The sequence below is a fragment of the Caulobacter segnis genome (assembly GCF_023935105.1).
Lineage (GTDB): Bacteria > Pseudomonadota > Alphaproteobacteria > Caulobacterales > Caulobacteraceae > Caulobacter > Caulobacter segnis_B.
The window spans coordinates 625,238-648,595 of sequence record NZ_CP096040.1 but is presented as its reverse complement, the minus strand read 5'-3'; the positions used below and the strand labels follow the sequence as shown (position 1 = coordinate 648,595).

General features: G+C 69.4%; 18 protein-coding genes and 2 pseudogenes. 9 read left to right on the top strand and 11 right to left on the bottom strand.

The window, feature by feature from the left end:
* The first annotated feature begins 9 nt into the window (after positions 1-9).
* The gene (locus MZV50_RS03200; RefSeq protein ID WP_252632978.1) at positions 10-807 is read left to right on the top strand and encodes a hypothetical protein; all 798 of its coding nucleotides are present in this window, start codon (positions 10-12) and stop codon (positions 805-807) included.
* Here MZV50_RS03200 and MZV50_RS03195 read toward each other — a convergent pair.
* Positions 804-2,132: an ATP-binding protein gene (locus MZV50_RS03195; RefSeq protein WP_252632977.1), complete on the bottom strand. Its 1,329-nt coding sequence runs from the start codon at positions 2,130-2,132 to the stop codon at positions 804-806. The two genes, MZV50_RS03200 and MZV50_RS03195, sit on opposite strands and share 4 nt — an antisense overlap.
* A 49-nt stretch (positions 2,133-2,181) precedes the next feature.
* Complete coding sequence (locus MZV50_RS03190; protein ID WP_252632976.1) at positions 2,182-4,266, bottom strand: putative bifunctional diguanylate cyclase/phosphodiesterase; 2,085 nt, start codon at positions 4,264-4,266, stop codon at positions 2,182-2,184.
* Positions 4,267-4,529: 263 nt separating this feature from the next.
* Between MZV50_RS03190 and fdxA the strand changes: the two genes are divergently transcribed.
* Positions 4,530-4,871, top strand: a complete 342-nt coding sequence (fdxA, locus tag MZV50_RS03185) for a ferredoxin FdxA (RefSeq protein WP_223391831.1) — start codon at positions 4,530-4,532, stop codon at positions 4,869-4,871.
* A 351-nt stretch (positions 4,872-5,222) separates the two neighbouring features.
* The gene (locus tag MZV50_RS03180; protein WP_047408402.1) at positions 5,223-5,726 is read left to right on the top strand and encodes a CarD family transcriptional regulator; all 504 of its coding nucleotides are present in this window, start codon (positions 5,223-5,225) and stop codon (positions 5,724-5,726) included.
* A 90-nt stretch (positions 5,727-5,816) separates the two neighbouring features.
* Here MZV50_RS03180 and MZV50_RS03175 read toward each other — a convergent pair whose 3' ends face one another.
* Entirely contained in the window at positions 5,817-8,141 is a 2,325-nt protein-coding gene (locus MZV50_RS03175; RefSeq protein ID WP_252632975.1) for a PAS domain S-box protein, read from the bottom strand.
* A 208-nt stretch (positions 8,142-8,349) separates the two neighbouring features.
* Here MZV50_RS03175 and MZV50_RS03170 point away from each other — a divergent pair, with 208 nt between their 5' ends.
* From MZV50_RS03170 to MZV50_RS03160, 3 genes are read left to right on the top strand one after another with little or no spacing between them, the layout of a single operon-like run.
* Positions 8,350-9,639, top strand: coding sequence for a DUF5690 family protein (locus MZV50_RS03170; protein ID WP_252632974.1), 1,290 nt, complete (start codon positions 8,350-8,352; stop codon positions 9,637-9,639).
* A 1-nt stretch (position 9,640) separates the two neighbouring features.
* Entirely contained in the window at positions 9,641-10,816 is a 1,176-nt protein-coding gene (gene nhaA, locus MZV50_RS03165) for a Na+/H+ antiporter NhaA (RefSeq protein WP_252632973.1), read from the top strand.
* Between the two features lie 58 nt (positions 10,817-10,874).
* A complete protein-coding gene (locus MZV50_RS03160; protein WP_252632972.1) occupies positions 10,875-11,270 on the top strand; it encodes a DUF6491 family protein in 396 nt (131 codons plus the stop codon).
* 10 nt (positions 11,271-11,280) lie between these two features.
* On the opposite strand, the gene MZV50_RS03155 is transcribed toward MZV50_RS03160, so the two are convergent.
* Positions 11,281-12,186, bottom strand: coding sequence for a LysR substrate-binding domain-containing protein (locus MZV50_RS03155; RefSeq protein WP_252632971.1), 906 nt, complete (start codon positions 12,184-12,186; stop codon positions 11,281-11,283).
* Between the two features lie 258 nt (positions 12,187-12,444).
* On the opposite strand from MZV50_RS03155, the pseudogene katG reads away from it, so the two are divergent.
* Together katG and MZV50_RS03145 are read left to right on the top strand one after the other, a co-directional pair.
* Positions 12,445-14,632: pseudogene (gene katG / locus MZV50_RS03150) on the top strand (catalase/peroxidase HPI).
* 77 nt (positions 14,633-14,709) lie between these two features.
* Positions 14,710-15,138 (top strand): transcriptional repressor, encoded by a 429-nt coding sequence (locus tag MZV50_RS03145; RefSeq protein ID WP_252632970.1) that lies wholly within the window; start codon positions 14,710-14,712, stop codon positions 15,136-15,138.
* Here MZV50_RS03145 and MZV50_RS03140 read toward each other — a convergent pair.
* From MZV50_RS03140 to MZV50_RS03115, 6 genes and pseudogenes are all read right to left on the bottom strand, one after another.
* Complete coding sequence (locus tag MZV50_RS03140; RefSeq protein WP_252632969.1) at positions 15,135-15,356, bottom strand: hypothetical protein; 222 nt, start codon at positions 15,354-15,356, stop codon at positions 15,135-15,137. The genes MZV50_RS03145 and MZV50_RS03140 overlap by 4 nt on opposite strands.
* Positions 15,357-15,372: 16 nt before the next feature.
* Entirely contained in the window at positions 15,373-16,647 is a 1,275-nt protein-coding gene (locus MZV50_RS03135; protein ID WP_252632968.1) for a hypothetical protein, read from the bottom strand.
* Entirely contained in the window at positions 16,640-16,870 is a 231-nt protein-coding gene (locus tag MZV50_RS03130) for a hypothetical protein (protein WP_252632967.1), read from the bottom strand. The genes MZV50_RS03135 and MZV50_RS03130 overlap by 8 nt, the downstream gene beginning before the upstream one ends.
* A gap of 360 nt (positions 16,871-17,230) precedes the next feature.
* Positions 17,231-18,984 (bottom strand): annotated as a pseudogene (locus MZV50_RS03125) (tetratricopeptide repeat-containing protein).
* Positions 18,985-18,995: 11 nt separating this feature from the next.
* Positions 18,996-19,403, bottom strand: coding sequence for a hypothetical protein (locus MZV50_RS03120; protein WP_252632966.1), 408 nt, complete (start codon positions 19,401-19,403; stop codon positions 18,996-18,998).
* Between the two features lie 44 nt (positions 19,404-19,447).
* Positions 19,448-21,463 carry a TIR domain-containing protein gene (locus MZV50_RS03115; protein WP_252632965.1) on the bottom strand — a complete coding sequence of 672 codons (2,016 nt, stop codon included), beginning with the start codon at positions 21,461-21,463 and terminating at the stop codon, positions 19,448-19,450.
* Between the two features lie 38 nt (positions 21,464-21,501).
* On the opposite strand from MZV50_RS03115, the gene MZV50_RS03110 reads away from it, so the two are divergent.
* Positions 21,502-22,236: a Crp/Fnr family transcriptional regulator gene (locus MZV50_RS03110; protein WP_252632964.1), complete on the top strand. Its 735-nt coding sequence runs from the start codon at positions 21,502-21,504 to the stop codon at positions 22,234-22,236.
* 4 nt (positions 22,237-22,240) lie between these two features.
* Here MZV50_RS03110 and MZV50_RS03105 read toward each other — a convergent pair whose 3' ends face one another.
* Positions 22,241-23,272 carry a phosphatidylinositol-specific phospholipase C domain-containing protein gene (locus tag MZV50_RS03105; protein WP_252632963.1) on the bottom strand — a complete coding sequence of 344 codons (1,032 nt, stop codon included), beginning with the start codon at positions 23,270-23,272 and terminating at the stop codon, positions 22,241-22,243.
* Between the last annotated feature and the right edge of the window lie 86 nt (positions 23,273-23,358).

Here is a 23,358-nt window from a genome sequence, read left to right as displayed (position 1 = left end):
GAGAAGCGAATGGGATCGCGTTGCCTGCCAGTCCTGTTGGGCCTGGCCTTGTTCCTGGCGCATCCGGCGCGCGCCGCCGAACCCCCGCCGCCCATCCGGGCCTTCGAACTTCCCGATCTGCAGAAGATGGGTATCGCGCTCTATCGCCAGGACCTCTCGGCTTGGCGCGCCACCGACACCCTGCGCGCCAAGGTCCCGGACCTGGTCGCCGCCGGGGTCAAGGGCTGGCTCGTCGAGGACGACGGCAAGGTCGCCAAGGTCCGGTTCCTGCGCGACCTCGGCCAGGGGCTGGAGGCGGGCTACGACGTGGACGTCACCAGCCAGGGCGCCGGGCCGGTCGTCGAGCCGGCCGACCGCGCCCTGACCGCCGAGGAGCGGACCATGTTCGCCGCCCGCCAGACGGCGATGGCCAACCTGCCGCCGACGCTGTGCCGCGCGGGCTACAACAGCGCCATCGTCAAGGATCCGGATGGCGATGGCTGGCTGGTCTGGCTGCTGGCGCCCAGTCCCGCCGCGGGCGCGATCCCGGTGGGCGGCCACTATCGCTACACGATCAGCGCGGATGGCAAGACGCTGGAACGCCGCGACGCCCTGTCGGCCAGCTGCCTGGTCATTCAGCCGCCGCAACTGCCGCCCGGCGCCAAGCCCGAGGGCTTGCTTGTCAACCACATCGTCTCGCCGACCCCGGTCGAGACGCATGTGTTCCTCAGCCTGCTCTACCGCCAGCCGTTCTTCGTCGGGACGGGGAAGGACCAGATCTGGATCGTCAGCCAGGGCCAGATCCGACAGGCGCAGGTCAAGCGCTAGACGTCCCGCGCCACCGGCGGCCAGATCCTGGCGCTGACGCCGCCGCCGTCGCGGTTGCCGATCACCAGCTTGCCGCCGAACCGCTTGATCAGCCGTTCGGCCGTGGGGATGCCCAGGCCGAAGCCGCCGGTGTCGCGGGCCCGCGCGGCGTCGCCCCGGAAGAAGGGCTCGTAGATGCGGGCCATGGCCTCGTCGGTCAGGCCTGGCCCCTGGTCCAGCACCTCGATCAGCGGACCGTCGGGGCCGTCGGCCGCCAGCCGGATCCTGGCCTGGCCGCCGAACCGCACGGCGTTGTCGACGAGGCGGATCAGGGCCTGCTCCAGCGGGCGGCGATGGGTGATGATGGTCAGGGCCTTGCCGCGCTCGTAGCGGACCGCCTCCGGCCAGCGCGCCGCGACGCCCTGGATCAGGGCGGGCAGGTCGACGGTCTCGGGCGCGCTGGCCGAATGCTGGGCCCTCAGCCAGTCCGATAGCGACCGCAGCATCGCGTCCAGCTCGCCGACATTGTCGGCGACCAGAGTCTTGATGTCCTCCGGCTCGATATAGTCCGCCGCCAGGGTCAGCCGGGCCAGCGGGGTGCGCAGGTCGTGGCTGAGCGCCTCCATGGCGCGAGCCTGGTCCTCGATCAGCCCCGAGATCCGGCGCTGCATGTCGTTGAAGGCCCGTCCCAGCTCGACCAGGTCGTTGGGCCCTTGGACCACGATCGGCGACGGCGGCGCCTCGCCGACATGGCGCGAGGCCTCGGTCAGGCGGCGCAGGGGCGCGCCCAGCTGGCGCAGGGCGTAGGCGCCCAGCGCCACGCAGGCCAGGGAGAAGACCAGGGTCGTGGCCACGGCGCGCAGGGCGATCGGCCAGGGCCTGGGGAAGTTGCGCGAGCGGAAGGTCAGCCACCGGCCGTCCTTCAGCCCCATGACGCCGACCAGGTCGCGGCCCTCGGGACGGCTTTCCGACCACAGGCGCAGCGGTCGCTCGGCGAGGCCCGGCTCCCAGCGCCGGACATATTCGACGATGGCGTCGGCTTCGGACATCGTCGCCCGCGTGGCCGGCGGCCCCTCCGGGGGCAGGGCCACGACCTCGGCCTCCAGATAGTGCGAGGTCATCACCTTGTCGAAATCGGCCTGGGCCAGCCCGGCGACGCGCTCGCCGACGACCAGCAGCTCGGCGATCCGACGGGCCTGGTCCTCGCGCAGGGTCTGGCGATCGATGGCGCTGTAGAAGACGACACTGGCCGTCAGCTGCATCAGAACGATGGCCACCACCACCAGGATGGACCGCCCCACCAGGCCGCGGGACCACCCGACCACTTCGCGCATCGTCAGAGTCATGTCCCGAGGCTACACGATGCACGGCGCGGCGGGCCACTAAGGGTGAGCGCTAAGCGTTGAACCCCTTCAGGAACCCGGCGACCGCCTCCGCCGGCATGGGCCGGCCGAAGTGGTAGCCCTGGATCTGGTCGCAGCCGTAGTGGGCCAGGGCGGCCAGTTGCTCGGCGTCCTCGACGCCCTCGGCGACGACCTTCATGCCCATGGACGCGCCCAGGGTGATGACCGCCTTCACGATGGCCTCGTCCTCGGTGTTCTGGACGAAGGACTTGTCGATCTTCAAGCGGTCGATCGGGAATTGGCGCAGGTTGGCCAGGCTGGCGTAGCCGGTGCCGAAGTCGTCCAGGGCGATCATCACCCCGGCCTCGTGCAGGCGCCGGACCGTCTCGCTGACCAAGTCCGAACCCCAGCCCATATAGACGTTCTCGGTGACCTCGATGGTCAGCCTCTGGCAAGGCACGTTCCAGCGGGCCAGACGCTCCTGGATCTCCTCGGCCAGACGGCCGGAGCGGAACTGGGCCGAGCTGATATTGACCGCCACGCGACCGAACTCGACGCCCTGGTCCAGCCATTGCCGCATCTGGCGCAGCGCCGCCTCGAACGCCACGTCGCCCAGCTTCAGCGACAGGTCCTGGTCCTCGAAGGCGGGCATGAAGCTGGTCGGGGTCAGCACGCCCTGCTCGGGGTGGACCCAGCGCATCAGGGCCTCGAAGCCGGCGACCTTGCCTTCGCGGATGTCGACGACCGGCTGGTAGAACAGGGTAAACTCGTCCTGGGCCAGGGCCGCGCGGACGTCGCGCAGCAGCTCCAGCCGCCGCTCGACCTCGGACCGCATGGACGGCTCGAACACGATGCTGCGGTTCCGCCCCGCCGCCTTGGCCCGGTAGAGGGCGATGTCGGCGTTCTTGATCATGTGGGCCGGATCGGCGTCCGGATCGCCGTGCAGGGCCGCCCCGATGCTGGCGCTGGCCGTGAAGCTGCGGCCGCCGTGCTCGATGGGGCGGCTCAGCAGGTCCTGCAACTTCTCGATCGGCCGGATCATGTCGGCCTCGCCATGCAAGCCGCGCAGGATCACCGCGAACTCGTCGCCGCCCAGGCGCGCCACGGTGTCGTTGCTGCGGAAGGCATGCTGCAACATGCCAGCCAGCCGCTTGAGCAGGGCGTCGCCGGCGTCGTGGCCCAGGGTGTCGTTGATGTCCTTGAAGTGATCGACGTCGATCATGATCAGGCCGAACATCTCGCCCAGGGTCTCGGATGCGGTCACCGCCTCCTGGAAGCGGTGCTGGAACAGGGCGCGGTTGGGCAGGCCCGTCAGCGGATCCTTGAAGGCCAGGGTCTCGATCGCCTCGGTGTGACGGCGGCGGTCGGTGATGTCCTTGAACAGGTTGACCAGCTTCTCGGGCTTGCCGTCCTGGCCGACGAACACCTTGCCGACCGAGCGGACCCAGGTCTCGACGCCGTCGTCGCGGTTCAGCCGGAATTCGAAGACGCGGGCCTCGCCGATCTTGCGGGCGGCCACGGCGTCGGCGCAGCGCTGGCGGTCGTCGGGATGGACGATTTCCAGCGGGTCGGTCTGGAACACGCACCATTTCTGCAGTTCGGGGGCCGTGCCCGAGAAATAGATCTCGCCGGTGCGCAGGTCGTATTCGCGGACCAGCAGGTCGTCGAGCTCCAGCGCCATCTTCAAGCGCTGCTGGTCGCGCTCGGCGCGCAGCACGCTCTCGGCGTAACCGGTGACGTCGCGGGCGGTGATCATCACCGCATAGGGCTCGCCGTCCTCCAGGCAGGCGCTGAACTCAGTGCGCCAGACCCGCTCAACGCCGTCGTCGCCGTGGGTCGGCAGATAGCGCGAGAAGGCGACCCCCGCCTCGGCGCAGGCCAGCAGCACGCCGGCGTCCTCGGCCGCCACCAAGCCGCTGGCGCCGGCGTCGTCGCCGATCGAAAGCCGGGCGGCGATGCCCTGCGCCGCCCATTCGCGGCTGACGGCCACCAGGGTCAGGTCCCGGTCCAGAAGGGCGGCAGGAAACGGAATTTCACGAATGAACGCGCCGAATGCCCGCGCGCGCGCCGTGGCCAAGGCGCGCGGGGCGATATCGGCTTCCACGCTGGAGGGGATAGCCAAGGCGTCAGTCTTCATAATGTCGGCTTTCCGACCTTGTTTTTATTGGGAGTTTCCAGGGCCGCATAATTACGTTCGTTCGATAAGAAAGGGTTCGCGTCCAGACGGTGGGTTGTCGCGCGACATCGCCGCGCGATCCTCGGGCGGGTTGCAGAAAGCCACCGCTGTCTGGCCACCCGTTGAGATTTCCTGAGCCCCTAGGGGAGTAAGCCGCATTGACAAGCGGCGCTCAGGCTTCGAAAACGCGCCCGCCGATACCCGTCCGACCATTCGAGTTTTCGATGACCTACATCGTCACCGACGCCTGCGTCCGCTGCAAGTTCATGGACTGCGTGGAGGTGTGTCCGGTCGATTGCTTCTACGAAGGCGAGAACTTCCTCGTCATCAATCCCGACGAATGCATCGACTGCGGCGTCTGCGAACCGGAATGCCCGGTCGACGCCATCAAGCCGGACACCGAGGACGAGGCCGACGGCAAGTGGCTGCGCGTCAACGCCGACTACGCCAAGGTCTGGCCGAACATCACGGTCAAGGGCGAGCCGCCCGCCGACCGCGAGGACTTCGAGCGCGAGACGGGCAAGTTCGAGAAGTACTTCAGCGAAAAGCCCGGCAAGGGATCCTGATACCCCACTCCGATTTCTGAAGCTCCAGCCCCCACCAAGCCGTGAAAGCTTGGCGGCGCGATCCCGCATGTCGGGACGCAACCCTTTCATTGGGCTGAATTTTATGCTATTGTCCCTGACGACGTGACGGTCGCGGCTTCTCGCGACTGGTCCGTCTTGTCGAAGAAGCCGTTTCTTGAAGTCATGAACCGGCTCGCCCGATCGAAGGCGAAGGGTGTCTTAGAGATCTATTCCAAATCCTGACAGGCTTGGCCCCGCACCCAGTATTCCGCGGAGCGGGACCCTGTCGCTTTTGGTTTGGGACAGAACACGGCGTTCGGACCCGATGGGTCCGCATTGATGAGGACGAACATGAGCAAGAGCGGTCTGGAATTCTCGGTCAGCGATCACGTCGTTTACCCCGCGCACGGCGTTGGCACCATTCAGGCGGTCGAGACCCAGGAAGTGGCCGGTATGTCGCTCGAAGTCTACGTCATCACCTTCGACCATGAAAAAATGACGCTCCGCGTCCCGACCAAGAAGGCCAAGACGGCCGGCCTGCGCCCGCTGGCGGAAGGCAATGTCGTCAATCAAGCCCTGACCACCCTGAAGGGCCGCGCTCGCGTGAAGCGCACCATGTGGTCGCGCCGCGCCCAGGAATACGAAGCCAAGATCAACTCGGGCGACCTGATCTCGATCGCCGAGGTGGTCCGCGACCTGCACCGCGCCGAGAACCAGCCGGAACAGTCCTACTCGGAACGCCAGCTGTATGAATCGGCCCTGGACCGCATGGCCCGCGAAGTCGCCGCCATCGAGCGCATCGACCGCGAAGCCGCCATCGGCATCCTGACCAAGTCGCTGGTCAAGGCCGCCTAAGCCGATCTCTTTCGAGTTCGGAACCCGAAGACGCCCCCCGCCCAGCGAGGGGCGTTTTTGTTTGGGCGGTCGCGGCGTCCGCCTTTCGGATCACTTGGCGACGTGACTCGCCGCGGGTTCGACCCGCGCCGCGCCCGCCACCGCCTCGATCAGCTTGGCCGCCGTGACCGGCTTGCGGATCATGCCGTCGAAGATGTCGGAGGCCTGGAAGTCCATGTCGGCCGAAAAGGCCAGGATCGGGGCGTTCTGGTTCGGCCCCGGCTCGGCGCGGATGGCGCGCGTGGCGTCGACCCCGTCCATGCCCGGCATGCGGATATCCATCAGGATCAGTTCGAAGACCTCGCGACGGGCGGCCTCCACGGCCTCGCGTCCGTCCCTGGCCTCGACGATCTCGGCGTCGAACACGCCCAGGATCGCGCGGGTCATCTCGCGGTTCAGGGCGTTGTCGTCGGCCAGCAGGATGCGGCCGCCGGCGCGCACCGGCTCGAAGACCGGCTCGGCGCCCGTGGCCAGCGCGTCGCGCGCCGGAATCGTGGCCGGGACCGTGAACCAGAAGTCGCTGCCTTCGCCAGGCCGGCTGCCGACGCCGATCCGACCGCCCATGGCGTCGACCAGACCCTTGCTGATGACCAGTCCGAGGCCCGTGCCGCCGCGTGAGCGCGAGCGCGAGGCCTCGACCTGCGAGAACCGCTTGAACAGCTGCTCCTGGTGCGCGGCGTCTATGCCCAGACCCGTGTCCCGCACGGCCACGAACAGTTCCTCGAAGTCCTCGCGCCAGACCACCTCGACCGTCACCGAGCCCGCGTCGGTGTAGCGGATCGCGTTGCCGATCAGGTTGATCAGCACCTGACGAACGCGGTCTGGATCGATGGTCAGGACGCGCGGCGGCGGCTCGATCATCCGCAGCCGCAGGTCCAGCCCCTTCTCGGCCGCGCCCAGCGCGAACATCTTGATCGTATCCTCGACCAGCGGCGTGAACGCGCACGGCGCCAGATGAGGCTCGACCTGACCGCTCTCCAGCTTGGCCAGCTCCAGCACGTCGTTGATCACCGACAGCAGCGCCTTGCCGGCCGTGGAGATGCGCTGGACGTAGTCGCGGGCCTTGTCGGGCAGATCCTCGAGGCCCACGACCAGGGCGGCGAAGCCGATCACCGCCGTGAGCGGCGTGCGCAGCTCGTGGCTCATATTGGCCAGGAAGGCCGAACGGGCCTCCAGCGCCGCCTCGGCGCGGGCGTGCTCGGCCGCCAGATCGTCCTGGGCCTGCTTCCACTCGGTGATGTCGCGCAGCACGCCGTGAAGCCGCCCGGCCGCCATGTCGGCGACAGGCCGCCCCTGCAGCCAGATCCAGCGACCGTCCGCGTGCCGGGCGCGCGCTTCCAGGATCGGCGGAACGATGGTGGGATCGGCGATCAGGGCGCCGAAACCGCGGACCAGTCCGGGAAGGTCGTCGGGATGGGTCAGGTGCGCGGCCTTGTGGCCGATCAGTTCGGTCTCGCCATAGCCCAGCACCTTCTCGACCGCCGAGCTGATGAAGATGATGCGCCCCTTGCGGTCCACCTCGATCACGATGTCCCGCGTCGCCGTGGACAGATCGCGAAAGCGCGACTCGGTCTGGGCCAGGGCCTCGCGCGCCTGAACCAGATCGCTCACGTCGATCAGGGTGCCGAACATCACGGCGGGAGCCCCCGCGCCATCGAGATCGAACTCGAAGCTCCCGAGCAGATGACGGATCTCGCCATCCGGACGGACGATCCGGTCGATGCGGTTGCGCGACGGCGTGCCGGTGCGCAGATGCTCGGCGATCTCGGCGCGCACCCGGGCGCGGGTGTCGGGCGCGAAGTGGCGCAGGATCTCGGCCAGCGAGAGGCGCGCGCCCCGGGACAGTCCGTAGATATCCAGGAACTTGGGCGACACGCTCACCGCGCTGGTGCGCAGGTCGACGCGCCAGAAGGCGACGTCCGCGACCTGCTCGGCCAGCAGCGCGCGTCTCTGCGTCTCGCGGGCCGCCTCCGCCAGGCGAACCCGCGCGTCGATGTCGCGGGTGACGGCCACGATCTCCCGGGGCGCGCCGGCCTCGTCGCGGACCAGCCGCAGATGCGCCTCGACCCAGACATGGCGCCCGTCCTTGGCGCGCGCGCGGTATTCGATGCTTTGCTCGGCCGCCCCGGAGAGCAGATTGCTCATGGCCGCGCGCAACCGCGTCGCGTCCTCGGGATCGAGCAGCTCCGAAGCGACCTGGCCGATCAAGTCCTGCGCCTTCCAGCCCAGGACACGCTCGACCGCCGGCGAAACATAGTCGATCTCGCCCGACAGTCGGTGACGGCTGATGACGTCGCCCGCCTGCTCCGCCAGAAGACGGAACAACGCCTCGCTGGCCCGAAGAGCGTCGATATCCTGGTCGAAGGGCGTCAGCATCGGCCCGGAAGATCAACCCCAAACCTCAACAACTCCATTATATTCTGAACTTGCGACAAACCGTCGCGCCTATGCTGCCTTCGCGACATCGCCGACCTGAAGGTTGCTCAATCTGACCTTCAATCCAGCAAGTCGACCCCGGCTTCGATTCCCATTTCGCCCGAAGCGGGCTAGCTGAAGGCCTGGCGAGACGGGAGTGGACGACGGCATGACCCCAACGGCCGATGCGACCGTCCGGCAAAGCGCGGTGAGCCGCTTCCTGGCCACCGCCCCGCCCTGGCTGTTCGCGCTGTATGGCGGGCTATCGGCGTTCGCGGTCTATTTCGCCATGTTCGGCTATCGCAAGCCGTTCACGGCGGCGGCGTTCGCCCATCCGGACGGCTGGCCGTTCGCCTTCGACTTCAAGATCGCCCTCGTCATCGCCCAGGTCGCCGGCTACGCCACGGCCAAGTTCATCGGGGTCAAGGTGATCTCCGAGATGCGGGCCGGCCGGCGGGCCATGGCCATCCTGACCCTGATCTTTGGGGCCGAGATGTCGCTGCTGCTGTTCGGCCTGCTGCCGACGGTGATCGGGCCGATGGCGATGTACCTGAACGGCCTGTGCCTGGGCATGATCTGGGGCCTGGTGTTCGGCTTCCTGGAAGGCCGCCGCCTGACCGAGGTGCTGGGCGCCATGCTGTGCGCCAGCTTCATCCTGTCGTCGGGCGTGGCCAAGTCGGTCGGCAAGATGCTGCTGCTGTCGAACATCGACGAACGCTGGATGCCGGCGGTCTCGGGGCTGGTCTTCGCGCCGCTGATGCTGGTCGCCGTCGTCGCCCTCTCGCAGCTGCCGCCGCCCAGCGCCGCCGACGAGGCCGAGCGGGTGCGGCGCGCGCCGATGAACCGTCAGGACCGCGTCGCCCTGTTCGCCGCCCACGCCCCGGCCCTGATCCTGCTGATCGCGGTCTATGTGATCCTGACGGCGCTGCGCGACTTCCGCGACAACTTCTCGGCCGAGATCTGGGCCGAGCTGGGCTTTCCGAACGCCGCCGGGATCTTCACCCTGTCGGAGCTGCCGGTGGCGGCCATCGTGCTGGTCGGCCTGGCCGCCCTGATGGGGGTCAGGGACAACCGCCGGGCCGTGGCGTTCAATCTGGGCTTCGTGGCCCTGGGCTTTGTCCTGCTGGGGGCGTCGACCCTGGCGTTCCAGCTTGGCGCGCTGGCGCCGGTCTGGTGGATGATCCTGGCCGGGGCCGGCCTCTACATGGGCTATACCCCGTTCAACGCCATGCTGTTCGACCGGATGATCGCCGCGACCGGCAAGGTCGGGACGGCCGGCTTCCTGATCTATGTCGCCGACTCGTTCGGCTATATCGGCAGCATCTCGCTGTTGCTGGTAAAGTCCTTCGCCAGGCTCGATATCGAATGGGGCCAGTTCCTGGCGATCGGGGCCTATGTCGCCTGCGGCCTGGGCCTGGTCGGCCTGTTTTTCGCCCATCGCTTTCTAAGGACCCTCTGAGATGGCCCTCAAGACGATCAGCCTGCGCGCCCGGCGCGCCCTCGCCGACTTCCTGCAGAACGAGGCCGCCGGCGGCTATGTGCTGATGGGGGCCGCGGCCCTGGCGCTGATCATCGCCAACTCGCCCCTGGCCGAGGCCTATTTCCACGCCCTCCATGCCCCGATCGGCCCGACGGGTGTCCAGCACTGGATCAATGACGGGCTGATGGCCCTGTTCTTCCTGCTGGTGGGGCTGGAGATCAAGCGCGAGGTCCTGGACGGCCAGCTGTCGCGCCCGGCCGACGTCCTGCTGCCCGGCGCGGCGGCGCTAGGCGGGGTGGCGGCGCCGGCCCTGATCTATCTGGCCTTCAACGCAGGCCATCCCGCCAGCCTCGCCGGCTGGGCGATTCCCTCGGCCACCGACATCGCCTTCGCTCTGGGGGTGCTGGCCCTGCTGGGACCGCGCGTTCCGGCGGGGCTGAAGGTGTTCCTGACCGCCATCGCCATCATGGACGACCTGGCGGCCATCGTGATCATCGCCCTCTTCTACACCGCCCAGCTGCACCTTCTGGCCCTCGCCGGCGCGGGCGCGATGCTGCTGGTCCTGATCGCCCTGAACCGGCTGAAGGTGCTGGTCCTGTGGCCCTATCTGCTGCTGGGCGCGGTCCTGTGGGTCCTGGTGCTGAAGTCGGGGATCCACGCCACCCTGGCCGGCGTCGCCCTGGCCCTGACCATTCCCCTGCGCCCGGGCGACCGGTGTCCGCTGCACAAGCTGGAGCACGCGCTGCACAAGCCTGTCGCCTTCGTCGTGACACCCATCTTCGGCTTCGCCAACGCCGGCCTGTCGTTCGCGGGCGTGGGCCTTTCGGCCCTGCTGGCCCCCGCGCCGCTGGGCGTGGCCCTGGGCCTGTTCCTGGGCAAGCAGGTGGGCGTCTTCGCCGTCGCCTTCGGCCTGATCAAGCTGGGTTGGGCGCGCCTGCCGCGCGGCGCCTCGCTCGCCCAGCTCTACGGCGTGGCGGTGCTGTGCGGCGTCGGCTTCACCATGAGCCTGTTCATCGGGGTTCTGGCCTTCAGGGATCCCGGCCTGATCGATCAGACCAAGATCGGCGTGCTGGCCGGCTCGCTGGCCTCGGCCCTCGTGGGCCTGGCGATCCTGCGCCTGGCCAAACCGGCGCCGCCTGAAACATTAGAGCCTTGAGCTGGTCACGCTTCGGCGCGAGGATGCCTTCGGCGGGCGCCCTCTGGAGTGATTGACCATGCGTGTCCTGATCGGTTCCGTCGCGCTGGGCGCGATACTCGTCTCTGGCCCTGTCCTGGCCTCGGAAGCCAGCAAGCAGGCGAAGATGCCCCCGGCCCAGAGGTCCTGCTTCCGCGCCGAAGACGTCAACGGCTTCAACGTGGTGGACGACAAGACGGTCGACGTCTCGATCAATTCCAAGACCGTCTATCGCCTGACCCTGTTCTCGCGCTCACCCGACATCGACTGGACCCAGCGGATCGGCATCAAGTCACGCGGCAGCTCGTGGATCTGCCAGGGCCTGGACGCCGAGGTCATCGTGCCCGGCTCGATCGGCCCGATGACCTATCCGGTCACCGAGGTCCGCAAGCTGACGCCCGAAGAGATCGCGTTCAAGAAGCCCAAGAAGAAGTAGCGGGGACCCGCTAGAGCGCTCCCGCGGCCGCGCCCTCGGCGAAACCGCGTAGCCGCTCGGCGATCACGTCGCCCACGGCGCCGACCACCGGCATGCGCGGGAAGTGCGCGCGCCAGACGATCCGCACCGTGCGTCCCGCCCGCGCCGCCAGCGGCCGCAGGACGATGCCGGCGTCCTCGGCCGCGCCCGCCGCCAGGCCGGGGATCAGGGTGGTGCCGTAACCGGCGGCGACCATGTTCAGCAGGGTCGGCAGGCTGGCCGCGCGCAGGGCGCCGCCCCCGCCGGCATCCGAGCCGCACGCCTCGATCGCCTGGTCGCGCAGGCAGTGACCGTCGGACAGCACCAGGATGTCCGGCGCGAGATCCGCCTCGGCGATGATCGGGCGCGGGGCCAGCGGATGCTCGGGCGGCAGGGCGGCCAGGAAGGGCTCGGCGAACAGCGGTCGGCTCAGAAGATCCGCGCCCGGAACATCGGTGGCCAGCAGGGCCGCGTCCAGGTCGTGGGCGCGCAGGCGCTCCAGCAGCGGCTCGGTCTGGTCTTCCCACGGCTCCAGTTCCAGGGCCGGCAGAGCCTGGCGCAGGGGCGCGAAGACCAACGGCAGCAGATAGGGCGCCAGGGTCGGGATGATGCCCAGCCGGAAGCGACCGGCCATCGGGTCGCGCAGCGCCCGGGCCGTCGACAGCAGGGTCTCGGCCGAGACCACCGCGGCGCGGGCGTGGTCGATCAGCTGCAGGCAGGCGCTGGTCGGGGCGGCCGTCTTGCTGCCGCGCTCGAACAGCGCCACGCCTATCAGGTCCTCCAGCTTGCGGATCTGCACCGACAGGGTCGGCTGGCTGACGCCGCAGGCCTTGGCCGCGCGGCCGAAGTGCTCATGCTCGGCCAGGGCCAGCAGATAGCGGAGGTCGCGCAGGTTCATCGGATCAGCCGCTCCAAGCTCATAGCTCGAGCCTATCACAGCCATTACAGCTTGCTGCTTCTATTTATCGTCAAGTTGGGCGAACACTCCCTTAGGCAATCCGACAGAGAGGGCCGCCCGGGACGACACGCCAGGATCACCATCCTCCGCCAGCGGGACGCGACCGTCGATCGACGGCGCACGCCCGAGCGCGGTCCGCCAACACCAAGACGCATCCCGAACGCGCATCAACAGAGTCAGAACCGGAGAACAGAACAGATGGACGGAAGCGAACTGATCGAACCGACCAGCAAGTGCCCGCTGCGGCATGGCGTCCGGTTCCACACCAGCTTCGGAGGGCGCTCGAACCGCGACTGGTGGCCCAATCAGCTGAACCTCAAGATCCTGCACCAGCACTCGGCGCTGTCGAGCCCGATGCCCAAGGGCTTCCGTTACGCCGATGCGCTCAAGACCCTGGATGTCGAGGCCCTGCGACGGGACATCATCGCCCTGTTGACCGACAGCCAGGACTGGTGGCCGGCCGACTACGGCCACTATGGCCCGCTGTTCGTGCGCATGGCCTGGCACAGCGCCGGCACCTATCGCACCGGCGACGGCCGAGGCGGCGCGGGCGCGGGTCAGCAGCGCTACGCCCCTCTGAACAGCTGGCCCGACAACGGCAACCTGGACAAGGCCCGCCGCCTGCTGTGGCCGATCAAGAAGAAATACGGCGCCGCGATCAGCTGGGCTGACCTGATGATCTTCGCCGCCGACGTCGGCATGGAGCACATGGGCTTCAAGACGTTCGGCTTCGGCTTTGGCCGCGAGGATGTCTGGGAGCCCGAGGAAGACGTCCACTGGGGCGCCGAGGACACCTGGCTGGGCGACGCCCGCTACACCGGCGACCGCGAACTGGACAAGCCTCTGGCCGCCGTTCAGATGGGCCTAATCTACGTCAATCCCGAAGGCCCGAACGGCAAGCCCGACCCGCTGGCCGCCGCCCGCGACATCCGCGAGACCTTCGCGCGAATGGCCATGAACGACGAGGAGACGGTGGCCCTGATCGCCGGCGGCCACACCTTCGGCAAGGCGCACGGCGCGGGCGACGCGGCCCAGGTCGGCGCCGAGCCGGAAGCCGCCGGCCTGTCCCAGATGGGCCTGGGGTGGAAGAGCAGCTTCGGCGACGGCGTCGGGATCCACGCCATCACCAGCGGCCAGGAAGGCGCCTGGACGCCCAATCCGATCGCCTGGGACAACGGCTTCTTCGACACCCTGTACGGCCACGAGTGGGAGCTGACCAAGAGCCCCGCCGGCGCCTATCAGTGGACGCCGAAGGATCCGAGCGCCGGCCCGCGAGCGCCCGACGCGCATGATCCGTTGAAGACGCACCCGCCGATGATGCTGACCACGGATCTGGCCTTGCGGCTGGATCCGAACTACGGCCCGATCTCCAAGCGCTTCCACGAGAACCCAGACCAGTTCCAGGACGCCTTCGCCCGCGCCTGGTTCAAGCTGACCCACCGCGACATGGGTCCCAAGGCTCGCTATCTGGGCCCGTTGGTCCCGAAGGAAGAGCTGCTGTGGCAAGACCCCTTGCCCGACGCGACCCATCCGCCGATCGGCGCGGCCGACATCGCGGCGCGAAGGCCAAGGTGCTGGCTTCGGGCCTGACGGTGCGGCAGCTGGTCGCCACGGCCTGGGCCTCGGCCTCGACCTTCCGGGGCTCGGACAAGCGCGGCGGCGCCAACGGGGCGCGCATCCGCCTGGCTCCGCAGAAGGACTGGGCCGTGAACCAACCCGACCAGCTGGCCGATGTGCTGGCCAGGCTGGAAGAGATCCGGGCCGGGTTCGGCAAGCCCGTCTCCCTCGCCGACCTGATCGTACTGGCCGGTTCGGCGGCGGTGGAAAAGGCGGCCAAGACGCCGGCTTCGACCTCGAGGTTCCGTTCGCCCCCGGCCGGGTCGACGCCACGCAAGACCAGACCGATGTCGCCTCGTTCGCGGTGCTGGAGCCCCGGGCCGACGGGTTCAGGAACTTCGTGGACACCGACTCGCCGCTGACGGCCGAGGAATTGCTGGTCGACCGCGCCCAACTCCTGACCCTGACCGCGCCGGAGATGACGGCGCTGGTCGGCGGCCTGCGGGCGCTGGACGCCAACACCGGCCAGTCCCGGCATGGGGTCCTGACCCAGCGTCCCGGCGCGCTGACGAACGACTTCTTCGTCAACCTGCTGGACATGGGCGTGGTCTGGACCGCGACCTCGGAGGACGAGGTCGAGTTCGTGGGCCGCGACCGCAAGACCGGCGCGCCGAAATGGACCGCCACCAGGGTCGACCTGGTGTTCGGCTCCAACTCGCAACTGCGCGCCCTGGCCGAGGTCTATGCCGAGTCCGACATCACCTTCGTCGCCGCCTTCGTGGCGGCCTGGACCAAGGTGATGAACGCCGACCGGTTCGACCTGGCCTAGACGCGCCAAAAGGACTCGGGGCGCGGCGGCTCAACGACCGCGCCCGGTCCGATTTCTCGTTCTCCAGGGAGGACGCCATGCCCCACACGGTGGACGCCGTGTTCCAGGACGAGTTGCGCCGGGCCGGCCTGCCCGGCCGAGGCGCGCCGGCGCATCTGCTGGCGTTGCTGCGGGAGTCGCCGGAGACCCACCTGTCCCTGCCCGAGATCGCCGAGCTGGCCGCCGAGGCCGGATTGGCGGTGACGGCCGGCGACTTGGCCCGGCATCTGGAGGCCCTGGCCGACCATGGGCTGATCGGCCGGCTGCCGACCACGACGAGCGAGCTGGTCTACGACACCGTGCCCGAACCGCATTCGCACATCGTCTACGAAGGCAGCGGCCAGGTGGTCGACCTGCATGTCTCGTCCGAGACCCTGCTGCTGATGGTCCAGGACGCCCTGGCCCGCCGTCCGGAGGGCGTGGAGGTCATCCTGCGCTTCCGACGCCCGGATCCCTTGTCCAGCTAGCGAACGGGCATGGCGGGATCGGCGTGGTCGCCCGTCTTGGTCGCGGACCGTTGACCCCGCGCGGCCTCGACCAGCACGCGGTCGCGATCATCGGCCGTGCTTCCGCCGGCCGCCAGCAGCCGCACGCCCAGCAGGAAACCCGCCGCCACGAGGGCGACCTTCAACGCCACGGCGGGGATCGAACCGGCCAGAAGGCTCGCTAGGATCGCGTCCAGCATGGCCCGCGCCTCCCGTTCAGCCGACCAGGTCGCTCGAGGCGACGCGCGCCTCGGCCGCCAGGCGACGCCAGCCGTCCAGGACGTCCACCACCGAGCCGGCGGCGACGAAGGGCTGGTTCCGCTCGGCGCAGCACAGGATCTGGTCCGCGCCGGCGCGCAGGTCGTCGGCGATGGCCATCCAATCGTCCCGCAGCCGCGCCAGCCCGCCCACTTCCAGGCCATGGTCCGCGGCCGGCGCGACGACGTCGTGGAAGATCAGCTCCTGGCGCGAGCGCAGCGGCGGCTCGAACGACCAGCGCTGGGTCGCGCCGCCGCGCTTGAGCATGGTCACGACGGGCGCGCCGTGCCGCCAGCCGCCATCGCCCGGGCATTCCAGGGCCAGGGTCTGGTAGCTGACGTTCTGCAGGTAGAGATCGGACGAGACCGAGACCAGGAAGCGGGCGGCGTCGGCCGGGATCGCGTCGCGGCGCGCCACGCGCGGTCGGGGCCCGCGATCGGCGAAGGTGAAGGGCGGCGGGATGCGGGTCAGCGGAATCAGGTCCTGATCCTGGTCGACCACCAGGACCAGTTCGGGATCGGCCGCGCTGACCAGGACATAGGCCTCGCCGCTGGGCTCCAGCACCCAGGACTGGCGCTTGTCGAAGGTCGCCATGTCGCTAGCGCAGGCGAAACCGGCGTCGTCATAGGCCAGGCAGACGCCCGGAACATGAGGCAGCACGACGCGGACAGGGGGATTGCGCTGATGGCCGGCGAAGACCGCGCCCAGCCGCGCGGCGGCGCGGGCCAGCGGCGCGATCGTCTCGCCCAACGTTCCGGCGCGGCGGGCGCGCTCCTCGGCGGCGCGGCCTAGGGTTTCCAGGATCGCCTGGCTGGCGCGGGCCTCCTCAAGCGACGGCGCGCGGGCCTTCAGGGGCGCCAGCAGGGCCGCCAGGCGGCGGTAGAGTTCGGGCCCGATGTCGCGGGCGTAGCTGACGATGTCCTCGGCCAAGATACGGGCGTCGCCCCGCACGGCGGGGTCCCACGCCTCGGCGGCGGTCGTGAAGTCGACCCAGGCGTTCAGCAGCGACGGGTCGGAAAACCAGGTGACCCGCGCGATGTCGGCGGCCGGGGCGGCCCTGCGGCGGCCCTCGGCCACCATCAGGCGCAGGCGGCGCCAGGCTTCGGTCTCCAACGCCGGCAACGGTTCGGGCGACACCACGGCCAGCCGGGGCAGCGCCTCGGCGCCGCCCCCATAGCTTCGGACCGGGGCCGGGCCGACGCCGCGCTCGGCGAAGAGGCGAAGACTACGCACCGCCACGTCCGAAGCGGCCGTCCCGGATCGTCGCCGTGGCGTGGTCGAGCACGCCATCGATGAAGGTCGGCACGTCGGCCTCGGACACGCCCTGCTCGCGCGCCCAGACCTTGAGGACATGGCGCAGCAGACGGGCGGCGGCGTCGTCGATGGGCGGCGCGGCGTTGAGCACGGCGTTCGTCACGCCGGACGAGGAAGGCGAGGAGGACTTGTCGAGCAGCATCGCGGGCTCCCATGGGCATGGCGGGTCGCGCGCGGACGTCGCCGCGATCCCGGGGAAAGGCGTTTCGAAAAGAAGGACCCGGCCGGCGGGTGGCCTGGGTCCCCAGTCGGTTCACGCGGCCGGCGGCGGGCGCGGACAGAGGGCGGTGTCGGTCAAGCAGGCCTCCCAGTGACGAGGACCTACAGAGACGTTCAGCCGTCCGGACCTGGCTCGTCGCGGTCGACAGCTGGACCATGATGAAAAACCGCCATTTCCGATGTGCGGATCTGCACACCGAACGCGGATGGCGTATCGACGGTCCGTGAAGCCCCACCAGACAACAATCGATTGCGGCCTCGTCTTGAGGCCGTCAGACGGCCGCTATGGCGCTCTGGTCAGGCTGAAGATGGGGGTCGCGGGAAAACCTTTGCGCCCCTGGGTGCGACCGACATAACCGCAGGCCACGCTGTCGCCGTGGAAGGTGGCCAGGGCGCCGGCCAGGGCCTCGCTGACGCCCACCGAACCGGGGGCGACGTCCGGCTCGAGACGGGCCGCGACGACGACGTGGGCCCCGATCACCGCCGGCGCGTGGGTCAGGGGTGGGTGCGCAGGTGCACAGGGCCATAGTGGCCGGCGATGCGCAGGCCCAGGGTGCGCGGCAGGCCCAGGGATTTCAGGTCGAGCGCCTTGTGCGCCTCCAGCAGGGCCAGGGCCGCCAGGGCCGCGTCGATGGGTTGGTCGAAGACCAGGAACAGGCCGTCTCCCCAGGTCTCGACGTGGGTCGGCCGCGCGGCCAGCCCCTCGACCGCCCGGGCCATCCGCCCCATGACCACCTCGATGAAGGCGGGGATCTGGTCGTCGCGCAGCGCGCCGAAGCCCTGGACGTCGGCGAACAGCATCGCCTTCATGGCCCGTCGCGCGGGCTGGTCCGGCTGCGCGGGCGGATCGCGCGGCGGCGGGGCGCGATCGATGGGGATCACCGTCCGCCGCCGGCCGCTTCGCGCCCAGTAGGTCAGGTCGTACGAGACTCCGGCCGGCCCGCCGGTCTCGCAGCCGTCCCAGACCGCCAGCTGGATCGCCTCGGTCGACAGGGTCTGGGCGCGCAGCACCGCGCAGCCCATGGCGACCTGGCTGGAATAGGCGAAAACCCGCTCGTCGCCGCGATAGGGATCCTGCGAGGCGTGGCGGATGCTGGCGGCCCGCGCCATGCAGCGCTCGAACCGCCCGACCCATTCGACGCCGAACGGCGCGACCGAGATCTCGACGAACGAGGCGCGGCTGACCGGGAGCACCACGTGCAGCTCGGCTCCCGCCGCCAGCAGGGCCTCGGCGAAGACGATGTCGGCCCCGGCGGCCAGACTGCCATAGCCGAAACCGACGCGCTGATCCTTCAGGAGGCGGTCGATCTGGTGGCGCAGGGCGCAGTCGGGCCGCGCGCCGTCGTCGGCGGGACCCAGGATATGACCGGTGAAATGGGCGCAGACCGGCGGGCGGAACGGGGCCAGCCATGCCGGGTCGACATCCGTCTCGCGGCACAGCATGTCCAGCTGGCGCAGGGTCGAGGCGTGGGCGGCGTAGGCCTGGGGAGCCCGGGCCACGGCAGCGGCCATCGTCTCGCGCGCGCCGTCCAGGTCGCCGGTCAGGAAGCGGGCCTCGGCCCGGCTGGCGAGGTCGTAATAGGCTGCTTCGCCCGTCAGGCCGGGCGGCGGCGGAATGTCGAGCGCGGCGACGGCCCTGGCGCGGGCCCCGGCCGGATCGCCGGCCACGCGGGTCATGGTCGCGGCGTTGATGGCGCCATAAAGCCCGCCGAACCGCCGGAACAGCGCCTCGTAGCGATCGATCGAGGCCCGGGCGAAGGCGGCCCTGCGCGGCCCTCGGGCGCCCAGGGCGACATCCTTCAGCAGCCGCGCGCCCAGGGCGACGGCGTCGCTGTCGTCCTGGGCCTGATCCAGGCCCAGGCGAACATATTCGGCGCGCGCGAAGTCGATGGCGCCCGATCGGGCCAGGCAGAGCACGGCCGCATAGGCCGCCTCGCGCGAGGTCTCGCCCGCTTCCAGCGCGGCCCGGGCGATATCGTAGGCCGCGAGGATCTCGCCGCGCTGGATCAGCGCGGCGATCTCGTCCTTGTCGAACAGCGCGCCCGCGATCAGGGAACGCGGCCCGCGCCGTTGGAAATGTCAGGATCCAGGTCGATCTTCTGACCATGGTTGTCCTGCATGAACAGGCTGTAGGTGTACTCGCCCATGCGCTGATCCTCGTAGATCACCTTGAAGCGCGAGCGGTTGTCGGGGTCGCCACCGTCGATCGAATGCGGCACCCAGACGAAGCTGGAGAAGTTGATCCCGTAGTCGCGCGCGAACTCGATCGGGCGGCTCTGGAACTTCCAGCCCGCGTTGATCAGTTGATCGCTGAGCGTGAAGACCAGTTCGCAGCGCTCGCTCAGATCCAGGGACAGGCGCGTGGGCCGGTCCGGATGCAAGAAATTCATGAAGTTAAAGTTCTGGTCCAAACCGATGACCAGTTCGACAACTTTAGAGGGTGTAGGTTCCGTCATTCCAGTGCCTCCCGACTGAAGATTCCACCTACAGGGGAATTTTGCTAAAAGGCTGTTAAGCTTGGATGCGCGTAACCGTGTTTTTTCAACGCGCGTACGATGCTCTCACCCTGATCGCGCTGACCAGTCGCGAGATAGGCGCGCGCTAGGACATTGGCGTAGGCCGGACTGAGCGATGTCCGCAGCGGCGCGAGGATCGCCACGGCCTCGTCCGCGTGACCCGCCTCCAGCTGCGCGAAGCCCAGCAACAGCGAACGATCCGCCGCGCCATCGCGGTCGGACGGCATCGTCCGCAGGCGGTCGATGATCGCCTGGGCCAATGCCCGCGCCCCCGCCGTATCCCCGCCCCGCCGCGCCAGCACCACCGCCTGCTGGTCCAGGCGGCCATCCAGTTCGCCACGCCAAGCCTTATCGCCCTCGCCCGCGCGAAGCTTGGCCAGGGCGAGAGCAGCGGCGGCGTGGGCCGCCCTGGCTTGCGCCATGTCGCCGGACCAGCAGGCGATGTCGGCCAGATCCATGTGGCCGACCAACTGGAATTCCCGCCACTTGGCGTTGGTCGGATCCAGCGCGGCGAGGTCGCGCAGCCGGCTCATGCCCTCGTCCGACCGTGCTCGGGCGTCCTCCAGCCGTCCCAGGTCAAGCTCGAGCCGCGCCAGCGCCAGGCTGGCCCCGATGGTCTGGGCGGCGAGCCGTTTGTCGTCCGGGGCCTGCCTGCCGGCCTCCGCCAGCAATCCCAGCGCAGCCTGGCGCTCGACATAGGCGTCGCTCACCCGCCCCTGCTTGAGCAGCGTATCCGCGATCCAGGCGCGCGTATTGGCCGTCGAGGTGATGAGCGCCTTGTCCCTGGGCGCGCGTCGCCGTTCGGCGTCGAACACCGCCAGGGCGCTTCGGAACGCGGTCAGCGCCTCCTCAGACCGGCCCTGTTCGAACATCAGGGTGCCGAGATTGTTCTGGGCGTAGGCGACCTCGATGCGCCACTCCCCGCGCTTGGGATCCAGCTTGACCAGAGTCCGGGCGAGTTCACCGTATCGCCTGAAACCGCGCTCGGCGCCGGCGATGTCGCCACGTCGCCATTGCATGTAGGCCAGCCAGAAGACGTTCTGGGCCTCATCGAAGATGCGCTCGCCGTTCTTCGGATCGCGTTCGACCAAGGCGTGGGTGGTGGCCGCCGCCTGTCGGAAGGCGTCCTCGGCCCCGACCAGGTCGTTGCGCTGCTCGCGGATCGTGCCCAGCAGGGTCTGGGCCTTGGCGCGCTGGGCCAGGGCCTTGTCGTCCAGCCGATCGGTCCTGGCCTTGGCGTAGTAGGCCAGCACCTTGGCGCTGACCCCGTCCAGCACGTCCAGGCGACCCACCGGCTCCAGCTGCTGGCGCAGGTCGCCCAGCATGTAGGCCACCAGGGCCTCGGTCTCGTCGCGCTGCTCGCGGGCGATCTGGCGCGACTTCAGCGTGGCGATGGTCATCGCGCCCATGCCCACCGTGACCAGCGCGGCCAGGGTGGTGAAGGCTGTCATCACCCGCAGGCGGCGGCGGGCGTCGCGCTGCACCAGTTGGTCCAGGCTGACGCCCAGCAATCCGGCGGCGATCTTCAGCCGAGCCAGACGCTTGCCGTCGGCGCCGGGGCGCAGATCGACGGCCAGCGGCTCGACGGTCTCGGGCAGGGCCGCGCGCAGGGTCGGCGGCATCACCTCGGGCAACCGGGCGCTCTGCGGCGTCGCCGGCGTGATCACGCAGATCACGGCGCCGGGCCCATGGTCCTTCAGGAAATAGGCGACCTCCTGGTCGACCCAGCGCGAGTCGGCGGCGGTCGGCGAGCACAGGACGATCAGGGCGTCGGAGCGATCCAGGGCGTCGCGAATGGCGTCGCCCAGATCGGCGGCGGCGCCCAGCTCCGCGCGATCACGAAAAATCGGGCGCAACCCGCCCGCGAAACTGGCGTTACCGCCAGCCGTCAACCTAGGGGGCGCGCGATACGTCTCCAAAGCGCGATGAAGCCATTCGGCGGCTTTGCGGTCATGGTGACTATAGCTGATAAAGGCCTTGTATCGCCGTCGCTTTTCCATTTCGCCCCGCCCCCGCCCGACGTCCAGGAACGTAGTCGATGAACGTGATTCCTTCATCACCCCAGCGCGCGGCGAGCAGCGCGACGGTCGATGACTATCGGACCAACAAGCTGTTTCGTCACATGACTCGCGCGGAGGTCGAGTCTCTAGGCGCCCAGATCGAGCATCTGCGCTACGGCAAGGGCGAGATGATCATCCAGCGGCGGGACGAGGATGGCGGGATCTACCTGCTGCTGGACGGCGTCCTGCTGGCCAATCTGTATGCGCGGTCCGGCCGCGAGGTCGGTTATCGTCGCATCCTGCCCGGCGGCTATTTCGGCGAGATCGCCGCCATCGACGGCCTGCCGCGCTCGGTCAACATCGTGGCATTGGAGGACGTGCGGCTGGTGCGGCTGCCCCAGCGGCTGGTGCTGCGCCTGTTCGAGGAGTCGCCGCGCTTCATGCGGGCCCTGCTGGAGGACATGGCCAGCCTGACCCGCGCCCTGACCGATCGCCTGTTCGAGCTGACCGCCGTGTCGGTGGCCTGCCGGGTCGACATCGAGCTGCTGCGCATGGCCACGGCGGCCGAGGGCGACGGCGAGACGGCGGTGATCCACCCCTGTCCGACCCACGCCGAGCTGGCCGTGCTGGTCGGCAGCCAGCGCGAGCCCGTGACCCGCGAGTTGAACCGCCTGGCCAGCCTGAACATCGTCCGCCAGAGCGGCCGCACGCTGAAGGTCCTCGACATGGCCGCCTTGGCCGACGAGGTCGAACGGATCGGCGGCGAGCTGTAGCGCCCTACTTTCCGAACCAGGACGGACGGACCTCGAACTTCAGCCCCAGCGGATCGGGCGCGCCGGGATAGTAGTCGGTGCTGACGATCTGCGCGCCCGAACGGACGGCGACCTCCAGGCGGCCAAGGTCGTGGTTGCGGGCCTCGGTGGTGTCGGCGTCGCTGCGGGTGCGCACAAGAAAGCCTTGGGCGACCAGGGCCTTGATGCGAGCCTCCTCCGGACGCGGATCCTGGATGTTGAACACCGCCGCCTCGGGCTCGCTCTCGACATAGAGGCCGAACAGCACCCTGCCCTTCAATGATGGATGGCCGGCGCGATAGGCGTCCTCGATGCGCGGATTGGCGTCCAGCACCAGCAGCACCTTGCCCTTGGCGCTCTCAATGGTCGGCCAGCCGCCGCCCGTCACCCCGTCGCGCAGGGTGGCGCGGTCGCCGCGCACGTCGTCGGGCGTGATGATCCGGTCGCGACCGAAGGCCTTCACCGCGTCGGCGTCGATCCCCGCGAAGTCCGCCTGGGTCCACAGCGGCGGGTTCGGAATGGCCGGGGTGTTGAACGGCTCTTCCTTGGTGTTGACGAAGATCACGATCGGCTGGTGACCGGGATGGGCCCTGGACCAGCTCGCGACCTCGGCGAAACAGTCGGACAGGCGCAGGCACAGGGTGCGGTTGTCGATCACGGGGGCGTGCAGCACCTTGGCGCCGGGCTGCTTCATGATCGCGGCCTTGGCCGGGTCATCGGCGTACGGCGCGGCGTAGAGGCCGCCCGTCGTGTCGGCGTAGGGATCGAACTCCAGCTGGCGAACGCCCAGGTCCAGCTGCGCCCGGATCGGCGGATGGCCGTATTCGACGCCGCGCGAGCGCTCGCCCATCACCTGGCGCTGGTGGGCCAGGGCCGCCGGGTCCAGCTCGGGCCGATAGCTGTTGTGCGAGCCCAGCCAGCGCAGGGCGTTGATCTTCGGCGCTTCGGCGGCCCGGACCGCCATGGGGGCCGCGAGGGCGATGACCGAGAAGGCGACGGCGAGCGACGACGGGCGCATGACGACCTCGTGGAAAGAGAAAGGCGCGGACCGGCCAGGTCGGCCGGTCCGCGTTCAGTTGACGTCCTCGTATGAGTGAGGGCGCT

Bases quoted from the DNA above. Each gene is read 5' to 3' on its own strand.
- MZV50_RS03200 (WP_252632978.1), top strand. From the start codon at position 10: ATGGGATCGCGTTGCCTGCCAGTCCTGTTGGGCCTGGCCTTGTTCCTG.
- MZV50_RS03145 (WP_252632970.1), top strand. From the start codon at position 14,710: ATGCCCCACACGGTGGACGCCGTGTTCCAGGACGAGTTGCGCCGGGCC.
- MZV50_RS03190 (WP_252632976.1), bottom strand. From the start codon at position 4,266: ATGAAGACTGACGCCTTGGCTATCCCCTCCAGCGTGGAAGCCGATATC.
- fdxA (WP_223391831.1), top strand. From the start codon at position 4,530: ATGACCTACATCGTCACCGACGCCTGCGTCCGCTGCAAGTTCATGGAC.
- MZV50_RS03195 (WP_252632977.1), bottom strand. From the start codon at position 2,132: ATGACTCTGACGATGCGCGAAGTGGTCGGGTGGTCCCGCGGCCTGGTG.
- MZV50_RS03180 (WP_047408402.1), top strand. From the start codon at position 5,223: ATGAGCAAGAGCGGTCTGGAATTCTCGGTCAGCGATCACGTCGTTTAC.
- MZV50_RS03115 (WP_252632965.1), bottom strand. From the start codon at position 21,463: ATGGAAAAGCGACGGCGATACAAGGCCTTTATCAGCTATAGTCACCAT.
- MZV50_RS03140 (WP_252632969.1), bottom strand. From the start codon at position 15,356: ATGCTGGACGCGATCCTAGCGAGCCTTCTGGCCGGTTCGATCCCCGCC.
- MZV50_RS03170 (WP_252632974.1), top strand. From the start codon at position 8,350: ATGACCCCAACGGCCGATGCGACCGTCCGGCAAAGCGCGGTGAGCCGC.
- MZV50_RS03105 (WP_252632963.1), bottom strand. From the start codon at position 23,272: ATGCGCCCGTCGTCGCTCGCCGTCGCCTTCTCGGTCATCGCCCTCGCG.
- MZV50_RS03160 (WP_252632972.1), top strand. From the start codon at position 10,875: ATGCGTGTCCTGATCGGTTCCGTCGCGCTGGGCGCGATACTCGTCTCT.
- nhaA (WP_252632973.1), top strand. From the start codon at position 9,641: ATGGCCCTCAAGACGATCAGCCTGCGCGCCCGGCGCGCCCTCGCCGAC.
- MZV50_RS03155 (WP_252632971.1), bottom strand. From the start codon at position 12,186: ATGAACCTGCGCGACCTCCGCTATCTGCTGGCCCTGGCCGAGCATGAG.
- MZV50_RS03175 (WP_252632975.1), bottom strand. From the start codon at position 8,141: ATGCTGACGCCCTTCGACCAGGATATCGACGCTCTTCGGGCCAGCGAG.
- MZV50_RS03120 (WP_252632966.1), bottom strand. From the start codon at position 19,403: ATGACGGAACCTACACCCTCTAAAGTTGTCGAACTGGTCATCGGTTTG.
- MZV50_RS03110 (WP_252632964.1), top strand. From the start codon at position 21,502: ATGAACGTGATTCCTTCATCACCCCAGCGCGCGGCGAGCAGCGCGACG.
- MZV50_RS03130 (WP_252632967.1), bottom strand. From the start codon at position 16,870: ATGCTGCTCGACAAGTCCTCCTCGCCTTCCTCGTCCGGCGTGACGAAC.